Raw genomic sequence first — 21506 nt, forward strand, 5'->3', positions numbered from 1 at the left:
GAAAAGTATGACCCGGGCTGTTCCTGTACCGCCCGGGGGTATATGCCGCCGGGGATCATGTCCGATGGGATGTTTGTTTCCTGAAATAGAGCACCCGGCTTTTTCCCAGTATCGGATTGAACAATCGATCCAGAAACCGGGTCAGTTTCGGTTTTTTCATCATATCCCACACCAGCAGACGATGATACAGGTTCACCAGAAACGCATCACTGCGGTTCACCCCCACCAGGCATTTGAGCCACCAGTAAGGGGTGTGGATACTGTGTGCAAAATGGGTTCCTAAAAAGGTCATCTGATTGTCAGAGATTTTTTTTATCAGATCGTTTTTGCGGTAGATTCTCACATGTCCCATGTCTGCGGCCGTATAGTCATCTGACAGATGCCAGCAGATTTTTTCCGGATAAAACCGGGGCACACTGACCGCCAGGATCCGGCCGGGCTTGAGAACCCTTACCAGTTCCGATATTGCCGTCTCATCATCCGGGATATGTTCCAGCACTTCAGAACAGATCACCACATCCATACAGGCGGGTTTGAACGGCAGGCAGGTGACATCCATACACGACAGATCGAACCGGGCGCAGGACAGATCATTCAGTGCCTGATGAAATACCAGTTTTTCCCGGGTGGTCTTCAGGTTGTCATATCCGAAATCCGCTCCGATACACACGATATTGTCCGTCCGGCAGGCCTCAACCATATGCCGGCCTTCGCCGCACCCCATATCCAGGATCCGGTCCCCGGGCCGGATTTTGAGCCGGTCAAAATCAATGGTAATCATGGATAATGTCTCTGTACGCCTGAACGGTTTTTTGGGCCGTGGCCTCCCATGTGAAATGGGCCATCACCCGGTCATACCCTTTCTGGGCCAGGATTTCCTGCCGGGCCGGATCATCTAAAAGCTTGAGAATGGCTGTTTCCAGGGCCGCACTGTCCCCCGGGGGGACCAGCTCAGCCGCATCTCCGGCCACTTCCGGTAATGCCCCGCCCGTGGTGCAGATCACCGGGATCCGACAGGCCATGGCTTCTCCCACCGGCAGTCCGAATCCTTCATACAATGAAGGCACCACTGCCAAAGTGGCTTTGGCATATTCCAGGCAAAACCGGGTTTGACTGATACGCCCGGTAAATTCAATATAGGGTGCCAGGTCCAGCTGCCGGATCAGCCGCTCAACCCCGCCGTTTTTTTTGGGAGACCCGATGACCACCAGGGAAACCCGTCTTTTTTTTACAATGCTTTTCACGGCATAAAGCAGATGATACAAGCCTTTGAGCGGGGTGTCCGCCGAATTGGTGACAATAATCCGGTTGTTGATTTTTTTCACGGTTTCCAAAGGATGAAAACTGGCGGTATCAATGCCGTTGGGAATGATGGAAAACCGGTTTTCAGGAATGGAAAATTCCTTTGAAATATCCTGTTTGGATACCCCGGAAACCGTCAGAATCCTGGGCAGTTTTCGGGCCACCTTTTTTTGCATGTGGATAAAGGAATACCATCGCAACGCTTTGACTTTTTTGTAAAAAGACCGGGTGGCTTTCACCGCCAGCCGGCGATCCACGGTCATGGGGTGGTGGATGGTGGCGGTGACCGGCACTTTTTTCATCAAAGACAGCAGGCCATAGGACAGACTCTGGTTGTCATGAATGATGTCATACCGGGATTCTCTGCCTTTGAGATGGCGGACCACCCGCTTGCCGAAGGTCCAGGGTTCCGGATATCCCATGGTGCACACATCCAGCCATTCCATCAGGTTGATCCAGTCGGAAAGTTCTGAAATACTGGGAGTGCGGAACAGGTCATTTGGGTTGTACAGGTCTAAGGTCCGGAGCATGGTCAGTCCGGCATGCCCGTTGAGCTGGGGATCCGGCGGTCCGGCAATGACCTCCACCTGATGCCCTAAATCAGACAATGCCCGGCTCAAGTGCCGGATATACACCCCTTGGCCGCCGCAATGGGGGTTGCTCCGATAAGACAGTAACGCTATTTTAAGTGAAGAGTTCATCAAAGAAGTGTTTGGTGCGCCCGGCTGGAATCGAACCAGCGATTTTCAGCTTCGGAGGCTGACGTCTTATCCACTGGACTACGGGCGCATGGAAAAAACAAACGTGAATATAACAGATTGTCAAAAAAAATCCAGATCAAATTTTTCCTTGGCCTCTCCGGCAACGTATAAAGACCCGGCAATACACACGGCATCTTGTTTGGAAGTGTTTGAAATTGCATAAGATACTGCATCTGATACCGTTTCGATTACCTGGATTTGTCCGTTGAAAATTTTTTCGGCTGCCGCCGTCAGCACAGCTGTCGGCAGGCTTCGGTCGATTTTTGCCCGGGTAATGATCACCCGGTGGGCCACAGGAAGCAGATGCCGGAGCATGGCTTCATAGGGTTTGTCATCCAGAATACCGATGACCAGGGTCAGTTTTCTGCCTACCAGGGTGGCGGACAGATATCTGGCCAACACCCTGGCTGCTTGTAAATTGTGTGCCCCGTCCAGGATGACCAGCGGGTTCTGCTGAATCACCTCCAGCCGTCCGGGCCATCGGGTACCGGCCAGTCCCTGTTTGACCAGTTCACACGTCAGCTGGTGCCGGGAATCGTTTTTTTTGTGGCGGTCAAAAATCAACTCACACGCGGCCAGGGCCATGCCCAGATTTTCCTTTTGATGGTCTCCGGGCAACGGCGGTGTGATGTCTGGAATGCGAAAATTCAGTCCCCGATATGTGACCGTTGCTTTGTTCGGGGTTTTTCGGACAAAAAAGTCCTGTTTATACTGATACAGCGGCGCATTTTTTTCTTTGGCGATCTGCTTGAGGGTGCGGATTCCCGACGGCTGGCTCACACTGGTGACCAGCGGGGTAGAGGGTTTGATGATTCCGCCTTTTTCCGTTGCCAGGGCCTGGATGGTTGTGCCCAGATACTGGGTGTGCTCAATGGACAGGTTGGTGATCACGCCAACGGCGGGTTCGATAATATTGGTGGCGTCGAATCGCCCCCCCATACCGGTTTCAATCACGGCCCAGTCCACCTGTTGTGCGGCAAAATAATAAAAAGCCATGGCAGTGGCAATTTCAAAGAATGTGGCGTTTCTGTCACCGATATCTGCGGCATTCACAGCTTCGTATGCGGCAACCACGTCCGCATCCGGAATCATCTGTCCATTGATGCAGATTCGTTCGTTGAATCGGACCAGGTGAGGGGAGGTATATATACCGGTTTTAAAACCGGCCGCCTGTAAGATGGCGGCTATATAGGTGGCCGTGGACCCTTTGCCGTTGGTACCGGCCACATGCACACAAGGATATTTTCTTTCAGGATGGCCCAGACGTGCCAGGATATTCTGAATGGTTTCCAGCTCCAGTTTGATACCGAACCGGCCCAGCTGATAGATTTTTTCAAGACACTTCTGGTAGGTTTCCGCCATAGTCAGCACATAAAAATCCCGGCATTCCTTGGATCACAACGGTCTGCCGGGACAGGTTTAAATGGTTTATTTGCGTTTTCTGCGGGATTTGGAAGCTGCGATCCGCTGTCTACGCATTGCTTCGCGCATCTTACGTCTTCGGTATTGACACGGTTTTTCAAAATGCTTTTTCACTTTGAGCCGTTTGAAGAGTCCATCATTCTGGATTTTTTTCTTCAAAATTCTCAACGCTTTTTCAACATCGTTGTCAATCACTGTGACAGTAATTTCTTTCAAAAAACATCGCCCCTTTCATGGTGGATTTAAATACGCAAAATATTCATAACCCGACTTTATATCAAACCCCAATAATGAATGCAAGTAAAACTTGGATTGATTACAGTTTGGAAAGCAGCTCGTCAGTGACGTCTTTGAGCGGGGCTTCACCGGTCAACGTGATATATTTGATGGTATCATCCTTGGCGGTCAGGTTTTTAAAGTAATATGCCGCTGCCAGGGTGCCGGTGTCGGTGTCGTAGTAAATGGAATGGCGTTTGTCAATGGCGGTCTCGTCCTGGTCGTCATCTCTGGCACTCAAAGCGCCGCCGCACACCCGGCATTTGTCTCCGTCCGGTTTGATGGCATCGATGAAAATATTGTTGGGATGGTTGTTGTCGTTTTCACACAAACGACGGCCCATGATCCGGTTTTTGGCCACCTGCCGGTCTAAAATCATTTCAATGACATAGGTGAGCTTCATGCCGGCTTCTTCCAGGGATGCATGCAGTTTCTCCGCCTGGACCTTGTTTCTGGGAAAGCCGTCCAGAAGCCATCCATTTTTGCAGTCATCTTTTTTGAGCCGGTCCAGCACCATGGGGATGGTGATCTCGTCGGGCACCAGATCGCCTTTGTCGATATAGGCTTTGGCTTTTTTGCCCAGCTCGGTGCCGCCTTTGATATTTTCTCTGAAAATACCGCCGGATTCAATGTGGGCAATATTGAATTTATCCTTGAGAATGGCACCCTGGGTGCCTTTGCCGCTGCCGTTGGGTCCGAAAAATAAAATGTTCATAAAATCTCCTTTTTTATCCATGAATTAAACATGTCAAACAAACATGTCTCGCATTTTAAACAACCTTTTCTACTTATAAGAGGTGTCCGGGTTTGTCAAGATAAAGCCGGTATCAATCGGGGCTGCTGGATCAAACGGTGCAGGGAAAAAATGAATGGAATGTCTGCATAAGGCCGGGCCGGTAAATTATTTGGATTAGTGCTTGAATGTCAAATGGGGAATTGGTATTAAAAGGCGGTTGTTATGCATGCACAAACGCAAGTTAACATAGAGGTTCGGGAAGGGGGAAACATGACGGAATTAATTGATGTCAGGGCAAGGGAAATCATCGACTCCAGGGGCAATCCCACCGTGGAAGTGGATGTGGTGCTGGCGTGTGGTGCCAGGGGCAGGGCAGCCGTGCCGTCCGGGGCCTCCACCGGCACCCGGGAGGCACTGGAGCTCAGAGACAATATGGATAACCGGTTTTTGGGCAAAGGCGTGCTCAATGCCGTGGCCAATGTCAACGAGGTGATTGCACCCGAGATCATCGGGTATGATGCCATGGACCAGGCCGGGCTGGACCGGACCATGATGGATATCGACGGCACGGAAAACAAATCCCGCCTGGGGGCCAATGCCATTTTAGGTGTTTCCATGGCTGCGGCCAGGGCTGCGGCCCAGGCCTGTGATCTGCCGCTTTACCAGCATCTGGGCGGGATCAACGCCCGGATCATGCCCGTGCCCATGATGAATATCATCAACGGCGGGGCCCATGCCGCCAACAATCTGGATATCCAGGAGTTCATGATTCTGCCTTACGGGGCCCCGTCTTTTGTGGAAGCGGTGCGCATGGGCGCGGAAACCTTTCATCATCTGAAAAAAATTCTCAAGAAAAAAGGCCTGAGTGTCGGGGTCGGTGATGAAGGGGGATTTGCACCGGACTTAAGCTCCAATGAACAGGCCATTGAGTATATTATTTCCGCCATCGAGGCGGCAGGATACCGGCCGGGCAGTGATATCGGCATCGGTCTGGATGCGGCGGCGTCTGAATTCTACAAAGACGGCAAATATCATTTTCTGTCCGAAGGCAGGGACCTGTCCGCTGACGAGCTGATGGATTATTATGAAACCCTGATCGAAAAATATCCCTTGTTTTCCATTGAGGATGGCCTGGCAGAAGGGGACTGGGATGCCTGGGAACGGATGACCGAGCGCATGGGGGATCGGATCCAGATTGTGGGGGACGACATTTTTGTCACCAACCCGGATATTTTTAAAAAAGGCATTGAATCCGGCATCGGCAATGCCATTTTAATCAAGCTCAACCAGATCGGCACGGTCACCGAGACCCTGGACACCATTCAGATGGCCAAGGATTCCGGTTACACCACCGTGATATCCCACCGGTCCGGTGAAACCGAAGATACCTTTATTGCGGATCTGGCCGTGGGTGTGAACGCCGGACAGATCAAGACCGGGTCCATGTCTCGAAGCGACCGGGTAGCCAAATACAACCAACTGATCCGGATCGAAGAAAGACTGGGAGCCGGGGCCAGTTTCATGACCCATCTTTTTGGATAATTATTATGGCTGAAAATACCAAATATATTTTTGTCACCGGCGGGGTCCTGTCCTCTTTAGGTAAAGGACTGGCCTCCGCCGCCATCGGAATGCTGCTGGAAAGCCGGGGGCTCACGGTCACCATTCAGAAACTGGATCCTTACATCAATGTGGACCCCGGCACCATGAATCCGTTTCAGCACGGGGAAGTCTATGTCACGGATGACGGGACTGAGACGGATCTGGATCTGGGGCATTATGAACGGTTCACCCATGCCCGGCTGGGAAAAAACAACAATTTCACCACGGGAAAGATTTACCACCAGGTGATCACCAAAGAGCGCAGGGGCGAGTACCTGGGCGGCACCGTGCAGGTGATCCCCCATATCACCGATGAGATCAAGCAGAGCATCTGCCTGGTATCCAATGATGTGGATGTGGTGATCGTGGAGATCGGGGGCACCATCGGGGACATTGAATCTCTGCCCTTTCTGGAGGCGATCCGCCAGTTCAAGGCAGATGCCGGCCCCGGCAACGTGATCTACATTCACCTGACCCTGGTGCCCTATATCAAGACGGCCTGCGAGGTCAAGACCAAACCCACCCAGCACAGTGTCAAGGAGCTGCGCAGTATCGGTATCCAGCCTGATATCCTGTTGTGCAGAACCGAGCATTACCTGTCCCAGGATATCAAGGACAAGATCGCATTGTTTTGCAATGTGGAATCCGATGCCGTGTTCACGGCCAAGGATGTGGACTGCATCTATGAAGTGCCGCTGGTGTATAACAAGGAAGGCCTGGGCACCAAGATTCTGAAAAAACTCAATATCTGGGCCAGAAGTCCGCGGCTGGATGAATGGCGGGAGATGGTGGAAAAGCTCAAACATCCCCGGTTCAGTGTCAGGATTGCCATTGTGGGCAAATATGTGGATCTCACTGAAAGCTACAAAAGCCTGAACGAGGCCCTGACCCATGGCGGGATTTCCAATGAAGCACGGGTTGATCTTCAGTTTGTGGATTCCACCACATTGACGGAAAAAAATGTGGCGGAAGTGCTGTCAGCCAGTGACGGGATCCTGGTGCCCGGCGGATTCGGTTCCAGGGGCATTGAAGGCAAAATCCTGGCCGCAAAATACGCCCGGGAAAACAAGGTGCCGTATTTCGGGATCTGTCTGGGCATGCACATGGCCGTGATCGAAATCGCCCGGCATCTGGCCGGCATGGAAGATGCCAATGGCGAGGAGTTTGATCCGGATACGCCTTACCCGGTTATTTATCTGATGAAAGAATGGTTTGACGAGCAGACCGGCCAGGTGGAAAAGCGGGATGAAACATCGGATAAAGGCGGCACCATGCGGCTGGGCGCGTATCCCTGCCGGCTGGTGCCTGATACCTTTGCCTTTAATGCCTATAAACACGAAAATATTTCAGAGCGGCACCGCCACCGGTATGAATTCAACAATGCCTACAAAGAACGTCTGGAAAAAGCCGGCCTGGTCATTTCCGGGACATCGCCGGATCATGAGCTGGTGGAAATTGTCGAACTGGCAGATCATCCCTGGTACTTAGGGTGCCAGTTCCATCCGGAATTCAAGTCCAGGCCCATGGATCCCCATCCCTTGTTCAAGGCGTTTATCCGGGCATCCTTGAAAAACGCCAAAAAATAACCCCAGAGGAAATTTTTTCATGGAAACTGCGGTGATCATCAAAAACCAGACCATCCGGCTCCAGGCCCTGCTGGGCAAAGGAGCCGGTAATCGCGGGGTGGTGATCACCCATCCCCATCCATTGTATGGGGGGAATATGGTTAACCCCGTGGTGGTCCGGACCGCGTCTGCTTTTGCTCAGCAGGGATTTACCACGTTGCGGTTCAATTTCCGGGGCACGGGCGGCAGCTCCGGCATGTACGACAACGGCCATGGAGAACAAACCGATGTCATTGCAGCGCTTGAATTTCTCAAAGACCAGGGATGCGACGCCCTTTATCTGGCAGGGTACTCTTTTGGTTCCCGGGTCAATGCATCGGTCATGGCCGGCGGTTATGACATTTTTGACCATATCATGATTTCACCCCCCGTGGCTTTCATGTCTTTTGACGATATCGCGGCATTGCCGTCCACCGGCCTGGTCATCACCGGACAAAACGATGAAATCGCCCCGCCGGACAGAATTCAGGCCCATCTTGACCGCTGGGGCATTACGCCGCGGGTTGAGGTTATTCCGGGGTGCGATCATTTTTACGCAGGACACTTGGATTCCCTTCACCAAAGCCTTTCTCACTATTTTTCATAAGCCCTCCTGCACCGACCACGGATTTCCTATAACACCCATGCCGTGCCGGGCACAGCTAATGATGAAAGTATAAGCAGTCAGGTATTCACTTGACTTAACGCTTTCATATAATCACCCAGACAATTTTTGATACCTGGCTTATTAAAATCGGAAATTTCCGGAAGTTTCCATATTAGTCTTACAAAAGCAAAACAATCTCTTGTATTTCTATGAATTTAGCATATTATCGAAAAAAGTTGCATTATTATCAATATAGTTCTTGACAAATCGATTTAATTAAGAGTAGTGGTTATGTTATGGAGCCATGAATCTTTATTTATTACATTCAATCGATCTGACCGCCAGATCGAATAAGGGGGGCGGAAGTGTTTCGTTATATGGGAGATTCAGATGTGAAACAAAATCATTTGAAAAAAATCAGAATTGAGCTTGGACTTACAATTACTGCGCTTTCTCGGCTGGCCAATGTCAGTACCAAGGTGATCAGTCAAACCGAACGGATGTTGACGGATCCTACCCAGGTGACAAAGAGCAAAATTGTAAAAGGCTTGAATGAAGGCCTGTCAAACAACGAAAAGAAAATCGATTATCTGTCGGTTTTTCCCAATGACGGCCTTTGAATGTCCGAAAGGGCAAAGGGTTTGATCTATGTATAAAGACTATTATTTAATGCAGGATGAACCATTTACCTCATTTCCATCGCCACACCTGTTTTATAAGTCCAAAGGTCACACCAGAGCCTGGAAAAATATGGTATATGCCATCAAAAAAAAAGAGCAGGTGGTTATGGTGGCCGGCGAATATGGCACAGGCAAAACCCTGCTCTGCCTGAAAATGCTCCAGTATATGGAAAAATTCAAAATCCAGCCCAGAATACATGTGCCCTCATCAGGTTTTTCCTTTTCCATGGTTCTTGAAAAAATTGCCAAAACACTGGATGTCCCGTTTGATTCATCCAAAACACTGGAGTCCCAGCGGTTCATTTATGAATATTTTGAAACATCCGATCCTGATAATCATAAACAGATCTACATAATTATTGATGATATTCAGGATTTTGACTATACGTTCATTTCTGAACTGGGCAAATTGATCACATACAATCATTATGGCCATTTTCCCATACGTCTGTATCTGTTCGGCCATAAAAATTTTTTCCAAAATCTGGACAAACGAAATTTGGCTTCATTCAAACAAAGAATCAGGGTGATCCCGCTGTTACCCTTAAGCCTTGAGGACGTGACCGAATATATTTATTTCAGGCTGATTGCATCCGGTGCGTCAGGTACTCCTGTTTTTGAGGATTCTTCAGTTGAATTGATTACCCAAACGAGCATGGGGCTTCCTCGACTGATAAATAAAATTTGTGATGCAAGTCTGATTATCGCCTGCAAGCTGAAAATCAATGTGGTGGATCGGGCGGTTGTGGAAGCGGCCATTGCAGAAGGCGGGTTTGCTGACTTTGAAGCATCGACCAGTCAATCCTCGCTTTCAGATCCAGTGGTTCAGGCTTCGCAAAAAAAATCGGTACATATACCCCGGGAACCCTCTCGTATTGTCCAACTGCCAGAAAAGGAGACGGTTGTGGAAACTCCCACCAAAGTTTTACATAGAACGGAACATTTGTTTCCATCGCCTGCAGACTCACCAGAAAAACCAAATCGACATCAGAAAGCGCCAAAAAAAGATTTAAAAAAAAGCAATTTTCTGGATGGGAAAACAATCGCAATAATAATTTTGATTGTGATTCTCGGATTGATGGTACTGTTTTTTATCAGAGAATTCCGACTGAGCAGTATGCAGCCATTGGAAATGGAGTTTAAGCCCAGCAGCATGATCACCAAATCGATCGTATACTCTGATGCTGAAAAGAGGCTGGGCAGTTGGGTTCAAAGTCCACGCACCGGGGTTGTGATCGTCTCAAAATTGATTGGCAATTCAAATGAGTTTCCACAATCAGACCGGTTGACTGATCATTCTATCCGGCCGATTGTCTATGAATTTTTTGATAAATCCGATAAACTGCCAATGGTGTTAAAAAACATTGATAACGATGAACTTAAGCTGAACAATAGTTTATTCGCGTTTTATGGAAACAAAAATGGATAATCACTTATGAATGATGAATCCGCAAAATTTTCCTATGGAAAACAGTTTTTAGCTGAAACGACACAGGCGGTATCCGCTGTCAGTTATAAGGACAGCTTTATCAAAACGGTTGACCATCAATCGTCATTTCGGGAAAAATTGGCGCAGTCTGATCCAATACCAGAAACTGAGGGTAAAGAGTCGAAAAAGCCGATTATAAATCCAAACTTGATCTGGGAAAAAAACGCGGCCCGGTTTTCAGAAGACCAGCTGCCTTCATTGACAACAAAATCAATTAAGCAGCTGGAATCGAATTTTCGGGAACTCATGCTGGTGGAGGCCAATATCAACACCCTGACCAAAAAAGGGAATTTGATATATGTGTCTTCATGTTCAGATCAAAGCGGAAAAACGATTTCAGCGATTAGCGCGGCCTATGGCCTGACTTTTTATTCCCACAAAAATGTACTGATCATGGATGGCAATCTGACCAATCCCCAGCTGCACCAGCTGTTCGGCATTACGCCTGACCCGGGATTCAAGGACGTGTGTGCCGGAATTGCTTCCATCGATGATGTGATACTGCCCACCAGGCACAAAAATTTAAGTGTTATGACCATTGGAAACATGGATTTGCCGCCTGGCAGCGACAGCTGTGTCAGACAGATAATTGCGGAACTGTCACCAAATTTTGACTATGTGATTTGTGACGGCAGTTCAATTTTAACTTCTTCAGTCGCCTTGAGAAATATCCCGGCATTTGATGCGGTGCTGATTGTCATTGAATGTGAAAAAACCCGGCTGGAGGTGTTGCAGCTTGCTGAGGAAAAAATCCAGAAAAGCGGGGGTCCCACATCCATTGGTGTGGTTTTCAACCGGCGCAAGTATTATATTCCATCAATCGTTTACAAGGTTATTTCAAAAAAATGATATGATGAAAAAACTAAATTTTAAAAAACGAATTTTGGGCTGGGGTTTAATAATATTTTTGGCCCTTTTTTTGAATGGATGTGCAAAAAAAGGGGAATTACCCCCGGATTTTGAAAAACCCTATCACCGGACCACGTATTCATTTGATCAGGGGACCTATCCGTCTGACCAGGATCTTTTCCTGACCTACCGAATTTCCCCGGGGGATGTGCTGGATGTCATGTTTCAGATTCAGGCACAGAAGGCTGAGGAATTTCGAATTGATCTGTATCATGAAATTCATGTGGTGTTTCCGGATTTACCGGATCTGACCATTACCCAGAAAATTATGCCCACCGGCGATGTTGTCCTGCCATATGTCGGGCAGGTGCATGTGCTCGGGTTGACCCTTGACGAAGTCCATGCATTGCTGGAAAAAAAATATGAAAAAATTCTTCTGGACCCGCAATTATCGGTAACTGTCACCAATATGGATGCCCGGATCGAGCAGATCCGGAAAGATCTTCATACGGCACCCCGAGGGTTGAGTAAACTGGTCAATGTGAGACCGGACGGATATGCGACGTTTCCTTTGGTGGGAGATTTTTTTGTTGCGTTTAAAACTTTAAAGCAAGTCAATGCGCTCATTCAGGAAAAATATGAAGCCTTTCTGCCTGGTATGCAGGCAGACCTTTTTCTGCATGAACAGGCTGGTTCTGTGGTTTATATGCTGGGGGAAGTAATGAAACCGGGAACCTATAAGATAGATAAACCGATCAGTCTGCTCCAGGCAATGACATTGGCAGGAAGTTTTACAGAAAATGCCAAACTGGAAAATATCATTCTTTTCAGACGTCACGAGCAGAAACTGATTGCCAGAAGTATCAACCTGGAAAATTTATTGGCTCTGAAAGACAGTGAGGCGTTTTTCTTTTTGAGACCAGATGACATCGTCTTTGTACCCAAAACCAAAATTGCCAGCCTTGCCCATTTGATGCAGCAAATTGCAGATATCGCTTTGTTTGATGGCTGGGGAATCGGTATCGGAGGTGGCACGTTGGAATGGATGGATGAAGCAAATAAATAAAAAGGAATTTGGATGATGAGAAAATCCAATGACTACTTAAGAAATTTTTTCACCATTTTTTTTGCGAGAAAGTTTACCATAGGCTTGGTGGCTTTGGCGATAGGTGCCGGCGCTATCCTGTTTGCCCTGTTGTATCCACCTATTTATGGCGCCTCTGCTTCGGTGATTTTAAAAGGAGGTATCGCCTTGAAAAATCCGGAAAGCATTGAACGGATTCAAAGTGAAATCAGTACAATTAATGAAACCGACCTTTTTTCTGAAATTGAAATTATTCAGGCCAATGTAGTGGCGGAAATGACGGCCCAGGCGCTGATGAACTTAGGGTTTGAGTTTAAATCCGGATTGATGGATACACCGGAGAAAAAGCAGCAGCGGGCTGCGAATCAGATCAGCGCCGTCATTGAGGCGGGCATCAATCCCCGGTCCAACACTATTGCGATTCAAACATCATGGAATAACCCGCAAAAAGCCAAAACGATTCTGGAAGTATTGCTGGAGAAATACTTAGATTACCGTTCCCAGATATTTCAACCCAGAGAAGCAGAAGCGTTTTTTGCAGACCAGCTGGAAAAATTTTCCAATGAATTGCAGCAAAAGGAAAATGAGCTGAATCAATTGACCAGGGAATCCCAGACTCCTATTGCAGATTCTGAGATGCAAAGTAATCTGTTGAATATGAAAAATCTTGAAAGACAATTGTTTGATCTGAAACAGGCCTATTATGATCAGAAATTCAGGGTGGACCTGATGGAGGCAGATATCCGATCAGGTGAGACCAGTTATTTTTCTTATATCAATGACCCGCAAATACAGGAATTATCCAATCTGGTGCTTGAAATAATCAAACAAAGAAATGAAACAGCCAGGATATTTCATCCGGAGAGCAAAAAAATTCAAAATTATGACAAGCAGATCGAAAAGGCTTTGGGATCTTTCAAAAAGGAAATTAGTAAATTTATTTTAGCGGAAAAATCTGAACTTGAAAACATTAATCAGAAAATTTCATTTGTTGAAAATCAAATCAAAGCGCTTAAGAAGGAAAATATGGGGCTTTTTGAAGCCTCTGCAAAATCAAAAATGCTTGAGCGGCAGATTGCAGTTCTGGAAGATTCCTATACTACTTTTTCGCAGCGACTGGAAGAATCAAAAATTTCCAACACTCAGACAAACAGATTGTTTTCCGTCAGTATTCTGGCAAGGCCTGAAGCGTCAGACGCTCCGGTTTTCCCGGATAGAAACAAAGTGATTTTTATGGGAATCCTTGCCGGAATCATCTTGGGAATTGCCGCCGGTTTTTTAGTGGAATTCTTTGACCATACATTTAAATCACCTGAAGATGTTGAAAATAATACGGGTATGGTTTACATATTTTCAATACCGGAATAGCAAAGGGCTTGAGATTATAAATGAACGATATTCGCCAGTTTGATTCTAAAAATGTTGCAGGATATTTCAGTTCATCAATTGTTCTGAACCGGATGGTGAACCTGAGTTTGTCTGTTTTCTTCCTGATTCTGCTTGCTCCGGTAAGTGTCCTGTTGATTCCTGCGGTATTTATAGTGAATGGGTGGCCTGTTATCTATGCCGGAACGCGTTTGGGAAAAAACAAAAAAGCATTTATCATGTACAAATTCCGGACCCTGCCAAAAGATTTTGAAAAGCAATACGATGGAAAGCTGGTGTCCTATCAACACGGATATCAACTACCCAGATTCTGCCGATTTATGCGTGATACCCGACTGGATGAGATCCCCCAGTTAATCAATATTTTTAAAGGGGATATGGATTTTGTCGGCCCCAGACCTGTCCGACCAGTCATATATCAAACGGTTTGCCGGTCTATCATAGGGTATGACAAGCGATTCAGCGTAACCCCCGGGTTAATTGGATATTCTCAGTTATTTACACCACACAGTACCCCTAAAAGAATCCGGTCTTTCATTGACAACCGTGCGACCAGAAATTCCAAAAATTTCCTTTGCGACACCCTGATAATTTTACTGGCCGGATTTGGCGTAATTTTGAAAACTATGCAGTTATTATACAGGTTTTTTATGATTTTTTTTCAGGACAAGATATTGAAAAAATTTGACAACAAACGGACTTTGGACCGGATTAAACAGAAATTTGGAACGGTTTATTTTTGCACTTTGAAAGGGCAGTTTAATTATTTTTGTCTGGAATTTGAATCCAATACCGGTGTTTTAAAAGATATTAATGAAGAATATTTCCGTGTGGATACTCATCTGCCTTTAAACATTGAAAGAGCCATGTTCAAGGCTGAAGCCCTGGTAAATACCAAATTATTTCAAAAACATGCCAAATCTTTCTATGGTTATGGCACGATTTTCAGGATGTATGAGAATCCGGGCAAGGAGCTCAAGTATACCTATATATTGAGGTACGAACCGGCCTCGGATCTGAACCGGTATTTTGTGGATCAGTATTTTTTAAAAAAAAGCCTGATGCGCTATGTCATCTGACACTTCCATACTTACCCATCCGCTCTCGCAGGCCATATATTATCTGCTGTTATCCACGATTCCATTTTACTACTGGCGCCAGGCATTTCCAGGTATCCCTTTTGACTGGCTTCTGGCAATTATTTTGTTCATTATCATATTTGTCCATATGGTTTCGACCAAGCGGTTGCCTGATGTATTTTTCAATAATTTAAATATCTGGTTCAGTCTTTTTTTTCTTGTCAATGTTGTTTCTTCGTTATTTTCAGAATTTCGAGGTCATGCTCTGACTCAATTGTTGGTTATATTTCAAGCATATCTGTACATTGTCATTAATCTTTTTTTCCTCAATGAAGAAGGGATTGCCAACAAACTGCCACTGGTGCTGGGACTCAGTATCGGGTTGAATTCTCTGATTGCCAGTCTGGGTTATTTTTTCGGCATGGAATTTATGAACACCTGGGGGGAGGATGGAATCTTTCTGACCACCGGCGTGACCCGTGGCGCCAATACTTTGGCTTTGATGTGTGTGTTCGTCATTCCGCTGCTTGTACATAAAATGCTGAATGCCCGGTCACCAGGATTCTTTTTTTTATATGCCGGTTTGGTTTTTATCAATATCTGCGGCATTATCAGCTCTGAATCCCGGGGGGGATTTCTACATTTGATTATTGTTACCATGCTGATTTTGTTTTTCAACCGGCATCTGTTTCAACCTCGTTTTTTAGGTATCGCCATCAGCCTTTTGGCTTTTGGCGTTGTTATTGTAGGGACCGCCATTCCAGATGATTATTTTGAGCGACAGAAAACCCTTGTCGCAGAAAATAAGGACAATTCGTTGCGCCGCCGGGCGGCTTATGTAAGGGTTGGCTTGCAATCATTTGTTGACAATCCATTTATCGGTACAGGTACCGGGTCATTTCCCAAAATCTGGGTCCAGTCCCGAGAAACCCTGTATTTCAAAATGCAGGAAAGACCTTCGCACAATGTTTACCTTGAAGTGCTGGTGGAATCGGGGCTTATCGGCCTGCTGTTGTTTCTGGGAATGCTGTCACAGGCGTTCAGAGATATTTTGAACAGTTTCCGGCGTTTTGACCTTAACGGAAACGAGTTATTAAAAGCCATGGGAAACGCATATATGATTTCATTCCTGGTGATCTGCTCCTATGGGCTTATTAAAAATCTGCTGGATTTTAAACTGTTTATATTGATTCTTTCAGTATCCCAGATCATCCATCTGATTTCACAACAAAATCAAGAGGAACTTTATGAACTGGAATAGCCAGCTGTTTCTGGGTGTTTTTTTTTTGAATCTGGCCTGTGTTTTCATGGTTTTTCTGGGATACCCCCTTGTGTTGTATATTTGTTCTCTGGTTAAAAAAAAACATTTTCACATTGCAGGCAATCAAATACCTTGGTCAGTGTCTGTTATCGTTGTTTTCCGAAATGCGGAGTCTTTGATTGAAAAAAAGATTCAAAATTTTTTGACGTTTGATTACCCAAAGGAAAAAATGGAGTTGATTCTGGTTTCTGACGGGTCATCCGATCATTCTCTGGATGTGATGCAGCCTTATTTATCCCCTTTCATTCGTTTGTTTCATTCCAGCGACCACAAAGGGAAAGCATATGGCCTGAATCTTGGCGTTGAAAAGAGTAAGGGAGATATCCTGGTTTTTTGTGATGCGGATTCAATTCTGGAACAGGGAACAGTGAAAATTCTTTTAAAATACTTTTCTGATCCTGCCATTGGGGGGGTATGCGGACAAAGAATGATTACGGAGGAAGTGTCTCATATCAAATCCGGACAGAAAAAATATATAGCATGGGACTCTCTGATCAAATCATTAGAGGTGAAATGCGGGTTGAGTATCACCTCCCATGATGGAAAATTATATGCCATCCGGAAACAATTATTTCAACCTGTCCCGGACGGTGTAACAGATGATGCTTACATCTCACTTTCAGTGATCGGCCAGAATTTCCGGTTTGTTTTTGACCCAGAAGCAAAGGCTGTCATAAAAACCCCTTCAAGGAATGAGCGGCATGAACTGAAAAGAAGAGCCAGAATTGTATCCAGAAGCCTTAACGGTTTAAAAATGAATAAAAAGTTGTTAAATCCTTTGGAATTTGGTTTTTTTGCCATGGGTCTTTTCATCAATAAGGTGTTGCGAAGGGTTGTGCCCATTTCCCTGGGATTGATTTTCTTGGCTTCATGGATTTTGAGCAGGGACAATTATTTTCTGGGTACCATTTCTTTTTGGCTTCAGGTGACTGGATACAGTATCTCGTTGCTTTATCCTGTTTTTTGCATGCAGTGGTTTTCAAAAAATGCACCGGGACAATATATTACAAAAATCAGTTCAGTGGGGTTCTTTTTTTGTCTCGGCATGATTGGCACCCTGTTCGGAATTATTTTATTTTTATCTGGTGCAAAAATTACCAAATGGGACCCGGAAAAAGGATAGTCATGATACGTTCTGGGAAATTGAATGAGATCTGTGCCTAAAAAAAATATCGGCATTCTTATCGGATCACTTGAAGTTGGCGGTGCCCAGACCATGGCGTTGCAATTGTTGAAGCTTTTGACACAAAACGGTTTTAACGCGTATTTGTTTTCCATGGATAAAAATAAGGATTCCCGGCTTCCGGGAAACAGAAGTATGCAAAAGCAGATATCCCGAAGAATCATTTTGTTGAGTCAAAGTTCAGTGACCCGGGGGCCTGTTATAAAGGCCATTTCTGCCGTCATGATTTATTCAAGGCTGGTCCGCCTGATCAGTGAAAAAGAAATTGATGTGATGATCAGTTTTATGGAAAGAGCCAATATTCTGAACTTATTGTTGAAGTCAGTTAAAACAAAAATCATTTCCATCCGAATACACGTCCAACGACTAAATGATAAAAGTCTGCTGAAACAGTGGGTGATAAAAATGCTTTACCCTTTTTTGCTGAAACGTGCAGATATCGTCAATTTTAATTCATTGGAATCAGCCGGAAGTTTCAGTTCTAAATTTTCTATTGATAAAAAGAAGATTTCAGTGATTCATAATTTTTGTGATCCTGATCACTTGACAAAAAAATCATTGGAAAGTGTTCAATGGACATACGATTATTTATTTGAAAAGCAGGTCATTGTGTCGTCAGGCAGGTTGGTGAGACAAAAGGGCCATCATGAGTTAATTCGTGCCTTTGCTGATCTTTGTCAAACCAATGAACAGGCCATGTTGATGATTATCGGTGAAGGGCCTCTTCGTAAAGAACTGGTCGAATTGAGCCGGTCCCTGGGGATAAAAGAGCGGGTGGTCTTTGAAAACTTTCATAAAAATTTGGTGGCCTGCCTGAAAAAATCGACGGTTTTTGTGTTGTCATCCCATGTAGAAGGCTTTCCCAATGTATTGCTGGAAGCACTTTCTATCGGTCTTCCCGTGATTTCAACCGATTGTTCTTCCGGCCCGCGTGAACTGCTTGCTCCGGAAACAGACCCGTTTGTAAAAACGCAAACGATTGATTATGCTCAATTTGGCGTATTGACGCCGCCTTTCAGCAGTTTAACCATAAACAAAGATTCATTGTCTTGTGCTGAAAAGAAATTATCCCAGGCCATGGGAATTTTGCTTGAGAAAAAAGAGATGAGAGATCATTATAGACAAAATGCACGGGCAAGAGCGGCAATGTTTTCTGAAAAAAACATTCAGCAAAAATGGCTTGAACTCTTTGAGAGTCCAAGAGTTCATAATCGGGATAAAAATCTGTCATGAAATCAAGCGTGATCATACCCACCTGCAACAGGCCCCGGGAATTGAAAAGATGTTTGAAATCTATTCTTGATCAAACGCATTTGCCTGATGAAATTATTGTGATCGATGATGGCGGTTTAAATGATATGCCGTACAGAATAGATTTTGAACAAAAAGAAATTCAGTGTATTTTCAAAAAGAAGTCCCAAAAGGGGTTGACCCGCTCCCGGAATCTTGGAATACAAATGGCAAGTGGTGATATTGTTATGTTTTTAGATGATGACGTGGTACTGACACCAACTTATATTCATGAAATTGTGAATGTATATGAAAGCGGGTTTGATAAAAATCTGGGGGGGGTCGGGGGTGTTGATTTAAATTATAAAACCCCGGGTTTTTTTAATTTTGCCGAATATATATATAATATTATTTTTTTAATTTCTCCCATACATCCCGGCAACGTTACAATTACTGGATTTTCTGAACAGACCCTGACTGCAAAAGCCTATCCTTTTAAAAAAATGATAAAAGCCAGGGTTCTTTCCGGAGGGATTTCCTCATTTCACAAAAAAGTGTTTGAACAATTTTTGTTTGCCGAAGATTTTATAGATGACCATCATTGTCAGGGAGAAGATAAAGATTTCACAATAAGGGTTTCAAAGGTATATCCTCTGTATATTCAGCCCAAAGCGCAATTATATCATTTCCCTTGCTCCATTGGACGACCTGCTAAATACAGGCGGGGAAGGGAGATTATATTATCCGCCTATCGAATTTTCAGTCGGTATGTTCGTCATGGTAACTATTCTAAGGGTGTTGAAATCGATGGTGCAAGATTAGTGTAATTTGCTAACTTTTCAGTCTGTTAGGAGTTGCAAAAGCCTCTGTTTAGTTGTAAATTTAAAGTGACTAAACAATAAAACAAACAACACCACAGAGGCTTTATGCATACAAAAAATATCAGAAGAATCATCACAAAGCAATTGAAAAGGAATTTTCCGAACTGGAACAAGATGACAAGGAAATCCAAAAAAGAGCTGACAAAACAAATAATGACGGAGGTTGTGGACAAATATGATTATTCTCAGACCTTGGATATCCCCATCGAAGAACTCATAGGCGTTGAAGACCAAGCCCCTTCAGCAGGTATTCGTAGCCTTCCCGAGATGGCATTTTATATTGAAAATTTTCATTCCGACAACCTGTTTCATTTTGACGCACTGAAAAAGCCATATCCCGAAATTGTGGATCCGGAATTACAGTTTATTGATCAGCTTATAGATGACCAGATTATCAACAGCTTGATTGCGCCTGACAGCTATTCCGCTGTGCACAGGGATATTCAGCCCTACCAGTTATTTCGGATGGAGCTTTTAAAAATTATCAAATACCCTGAAATCAGTTACAGGAAATTCTGCAGCGATGAATATTTTGGCAGGGAAAGAAAGCAAAACAGGCGTTTTGTGCGGTTGCCCTTAAATACTAAAACCCAGGCAGATCACACTGAATTGTGTCACTTCCGGCGTGGCCTGAACTTCAAACAATTGATGAATGTCCTGGTATATTTCCTCCATCATTTTTATAGATCGGGTTGCCTTGAAAATGCCGTCATTCACGGTGTTGATTCGAGCGAGCTGCCGTCTGAAGTCAATTATCCCCTTTGTACAATTCAGATCAAAGGTAAGAAAATACGAATTTATTCCGATCCAGACTGCGATTGTGGAAAGCGCCGGAACAAAAGGGATAAATCGCATTACGTTATTGGCTACCGGCTTCACACTCTAACAGCCATCAACCCATCAACAGGCCATAGTTTTCCATTGGTATCCTTAGTAGGGGCAGCAAATCATCATGACAGCCTGTTTTTAAAACCGTTGATCAAGCTTGCTCAGGCACTGGGAATTGATATCAAATTGGTTACCGCCGATCAGGCGTATCATGATAGCGATGGTTCGGTTCTCAATGAAACCGGTGTCTATATCGTAGCCCCTGAATCGGAGAAAGCCAACCTTCCTGACAACGTTTTGGAATCGCCATTAAGAGTTGCCTGTAATGATTCTTGTGAGATTCCGATGCAGTTTTTGGGATCGACACCGGAAGGTCATGAATTTGGATGTGATGCCGCTCCGGGTGAGTGTACGTTTGAATCCAATTGCCCAAAATCAAGGATTGTTTCTTTTGACAGTGGTTATTTTCAACCAATGCCGACTTTTCATGGCGGATCTCAAGACGCAATCGAGATTCGAAAAAACTGTGAAAGGCCCTTCAATTTGATGAAGAAACGAGAAGGCCTTGAACAAACACGGGTAAGAAGTCAGCAGGGTGTAATTGTCCGATCAACGTTGACGACTATCGTAACATTGTTGCTTGAAATGGCTGGAACAAGGCATAAACCGAAGAAAAAAGAAGATGGACAAAAGGAGTTGTTTGCTGCCACAGGATGAATTGAACATTCAATGCGGGATTTTTTCTGAGCCGATTGATCGGACGGTACTGGTATATCTGGATTAAACAAAGGCCGCCGTCTGAAAAAGACTTTATGCGGGAAAAAAACAAAACCAGATATTGACACGGTAAAAACCGAGCAGTCTGACATCGGGAAAATGGGTTACAAACGTATTGGGCACCCATAACTAAACAGGAATTTGAATGGTTTCAACACCCTTTATTCTGTATGGTTGTTTTATTATTCCTTTTCAGGTTATTTTTTCAAGTTTTTTATCCGCTTTCTTTTGACCAGGAAAAAAGATGAACTGGAAAGGATCAAAGGATTTTTAGATGCGTTTCAGGTCATAAGGAAAAATGAAATTATATGAAAGGCGATGTCATATTACGAAGGGGTCACAAATGAAAAATTTTTTTATCTGGAGTATAGTAATATTATTTTTATCCTTGTTGTCTTCAACGGCAGGA

General features: G+C 45.0%; 19 protein-coding genes, 1 tRNA gene and 1 pseudogene. 15 read left to right on the top strand and 6 right to left on the bottom strand.

What is annotated here, in order from left to right; all coding sequences use genetic code 11:
* Positions 1-55 precede the first annotated feature (55 nt).
* The 6 genes from K365_RS0107480 to K365_RS0107505 all read right to left on the bottom strand — a co-directional run bounded on the left by K365_RS0107480 (position 56) and on the right by K365_RS0107505 (position 4476).
* Complete coding sequence (locus tag K365_RS0107480; RefSeq protein ID WP_024334085.1) at positions 56-781, bottom strand: class I SAM-dependent methyltransferase; 726 nt, start codon at positions 779-781, stop codon at positions 56-58.
* Positions 768-2003 carry a glycosyltransferase family 4 protein gene (locus tag K365_RS0107485; RefSeq protein ID WP_024334086.1) on the bottom strand — a complete coding sequence of 412 codons (1236 nt, stop codon included), beginning with the start codon at positions 2001-2003 and terminating at the stop codon, positions 768-770. Before K365_RS0107485 ends, K365_RS0107480 begins: the two co-directional genes overlap by 14 nt.
* A 12-nt stretch (positions 2004-2015) precedes the next feature.
* Positions 2016-2091, bottom strand: a tRNA-Arg gene (locus tag K365_RS0107490).
* Between the two features lie 32 nt (positions 2092-2123).
* Entirely contained in the window at positions 2124-3425 is a 1302-nt protein-coding gene (locus K365_RS0107495) for a bifunctional folylpolyglutamate synthase/dihydrofolate synthase (RefSeq protein WP_024334087.1), read from the bottom strand.
* 66 nt (positions 3426-3491) lie between these two features.
* Positions 3492-3701: a 30S ribosomal protein S21 gene (gene rpsU, locus K365_RS0107500; RefSeq protein WP_085939419.1), complete on the bottom strand. Its 210-nt coding sequence runs from the start codon at positions 3699-3701 to the stop codon at positions 3492-3494.
* Between the two features lie 100 nt (positions 3702-3801).
* Positions 3802-4476 carry an adenylate kinase gene (locus K365_RS0107505; protein WP_024334089.1) on the bottom strand — a complete coding sequence of 225 codons (675 nt, stop codon included), beginning with the start codon at positions 4474-4476 and terminating at the stop codon, positions 3802-3804.
* Between the two features lie 291 nt (positions 4477-4767).
* Between K365_RS0107505 and eno the strand changes: the two genes are divergently transcribed.
* The 15 genes and pseudogenes from eno (at position 4768) to K365_RS0107575 (ending at position 21037) form a co-directional block, all read left to right on the top strand.
* Positions 4768-6039: a phosphopyruvate hydratase gene (gene eno / locus K365_RS0107510; RefSeq protein ID WP_006965800.1), complete on the top strand. Its 1272-nt coding sequence runs from the start codon at positions 4768-4770 to the stop codon at positions 6037-6039.
* A 5-nt stretch (positions 6040-6044) separates the two neighbouring features.
* Entirely contained in the window at positions 6045-7685 is a 1641-nt protein-coding gene (gene pyrG / locus K365_RS0107515; RefSeq protein ID WP_024334090.1) for a CTP synthase, read from the top strand.
* Positions 7686-7704: 19 nt separating this feature from the next.
* The gene (locus tag K365_RS0107520) at positions 7705-8310 is read left to right on the top strand and encodes an alpha/beta hydrolase (protein ID WP_024334091.1); all 606 of its coding nucleotides are present in this window, start codon (positions 7705-7707) and stop codon (positions 8308-8310) included.
* A gap of 392 nt (positions 8311-8702) precedes the next feature.
* On the top strand, positions 8703-8930 hold the full coding sequence (locus K365_RS0107525) for a helix-turn-helix domain-containing protein (RefSeq protein WP_169432931.1): 228 nt from the start codon (positions 8703-8705) through the stop codon (positions 8928-8930).
* A gap of 28 nt (positions 8931-8958) precedes the next feature.
* Entirely contained in the window at positions 8959-10419 is a 1461-nt protein-coding gene (locus tag K365_RS0107530; protein WP_024334093.1) for an ExeA family protein, read from the top strand.
* A 207-nt stretch (positions 10420-10626) separates the two neighbouring features.
* A complete protein-coding gene (locus tag K365_RS0107535) occupies positions 10627-11328 on the top strand; it encodes a tyrosine-protein kinase family protein (protein WP_156887695.1) in 702 nt (233 codons plus the stop codon).
* 70 nt (positions 11329-11398) lie between these two features.
* Positions 11399-12394: a polysaccharide biosynthesis/export family protein gene (locus K365_RS0107540; RefSeq protein WP_169432932.1), complete on the top strand. Its 996-nt coding sequence runs from the start codon at positions 11399-11401 to the stop codon at positions 12392-12394.
* 15 nt (positions 12395-12409) lie between these two features.
* The gene (locus tag K365_RS0107545) at positions 12410-13780 is read left to right on the top strand and encodes a GumC family protein (protein ID WP_024334096.1); all 1371 of its coding nucleotides are present in this window, start codon (positions 12410-12412) and stop codon (positions 13778-13780) included.
* 92 nt (positions 13781-13872) lie between these two features.
* Positions 13873-14385 (top strand): annotated as a pseudogene (locus K365_RS29335) (sugar transferase); the annotation flags it as partial.
* An 87-nt stretch (positions 14386-14472) separates the two neighbouring features.
* On the top strand, positions 14473-14877 hold the full coding sequence (locus K365_RS28660; RefSeq protein ID WP_245569144.1) for a hypothetical protein: 405 nt from the start codon (positions 14473-14475) through the stop codon (positions 14875-14877).
* A 277-nt stretch (positions 14878-15154) separates the two neighbouring features.
* Positions 15155-16138, top strand: coding sequence for an O-antigen ligase family protein (locus tag K365_RS0107555; RefSeq protein WP_169432933.1), 984 nt, complete (start codon positions 15155-15157; stop codon positions 16136-16138).
* Positions 16139-16184: 46 nt separating this feature from the next.
* Positions 16185-17321, top strand: a complete 1137-nt coding sequence (locus K365_RS0107560) for a glycosyltransferase (RefSeq protein ID WP_169432934.1) — start codon at positions 16185-16187, stop codon at positions 17319-17321.
* A 24-nt stretch (positions 17322-17345) separates the two neighbouring features.
* A complete protein-coding gene (locus K365_RS0107565; RefSeq protein WP_024334100.1) occupies positions 17346-18614 on the top strand; it encodes a glycosyltransferase in 1269 nt (422 codons plus the stop codon).
* Positions 18611-19438, top strand: a complete 828-nt coding sequence (locus K365_RS0107570; RefSeq protein WP_024334101.1) for a glycosyltransferase family 2 protein — start codon at positions 18611-18613, stop codon at positions 19436-19438. Before K365_RS0107565 ends, K365_RS0107570 begins: the two co-directional genes overlap by 4 nt.
* Before the next feature lie 99 nt (positions 19439-19537).
* Entirely contained in the window at positions 19538-21037 is a 1500-nt protein-coding gene (locus tag K365_RS0107575; protein ID WP_024334102.1) for a hypothetical protein, read from the top strand.
* Positions 21038-21506 lie beyond the last annotated feature (469 nt).

The organism is Desulfotignum balticum DSM 7044, from assembly GCF_000421285.1.
GTDB lineage: Bacteria > Desulfobacterota > Desulfobacteria > Desulfobacterales > Desulfobacteraceae > Desulfotignum > Desulfotignum balticum.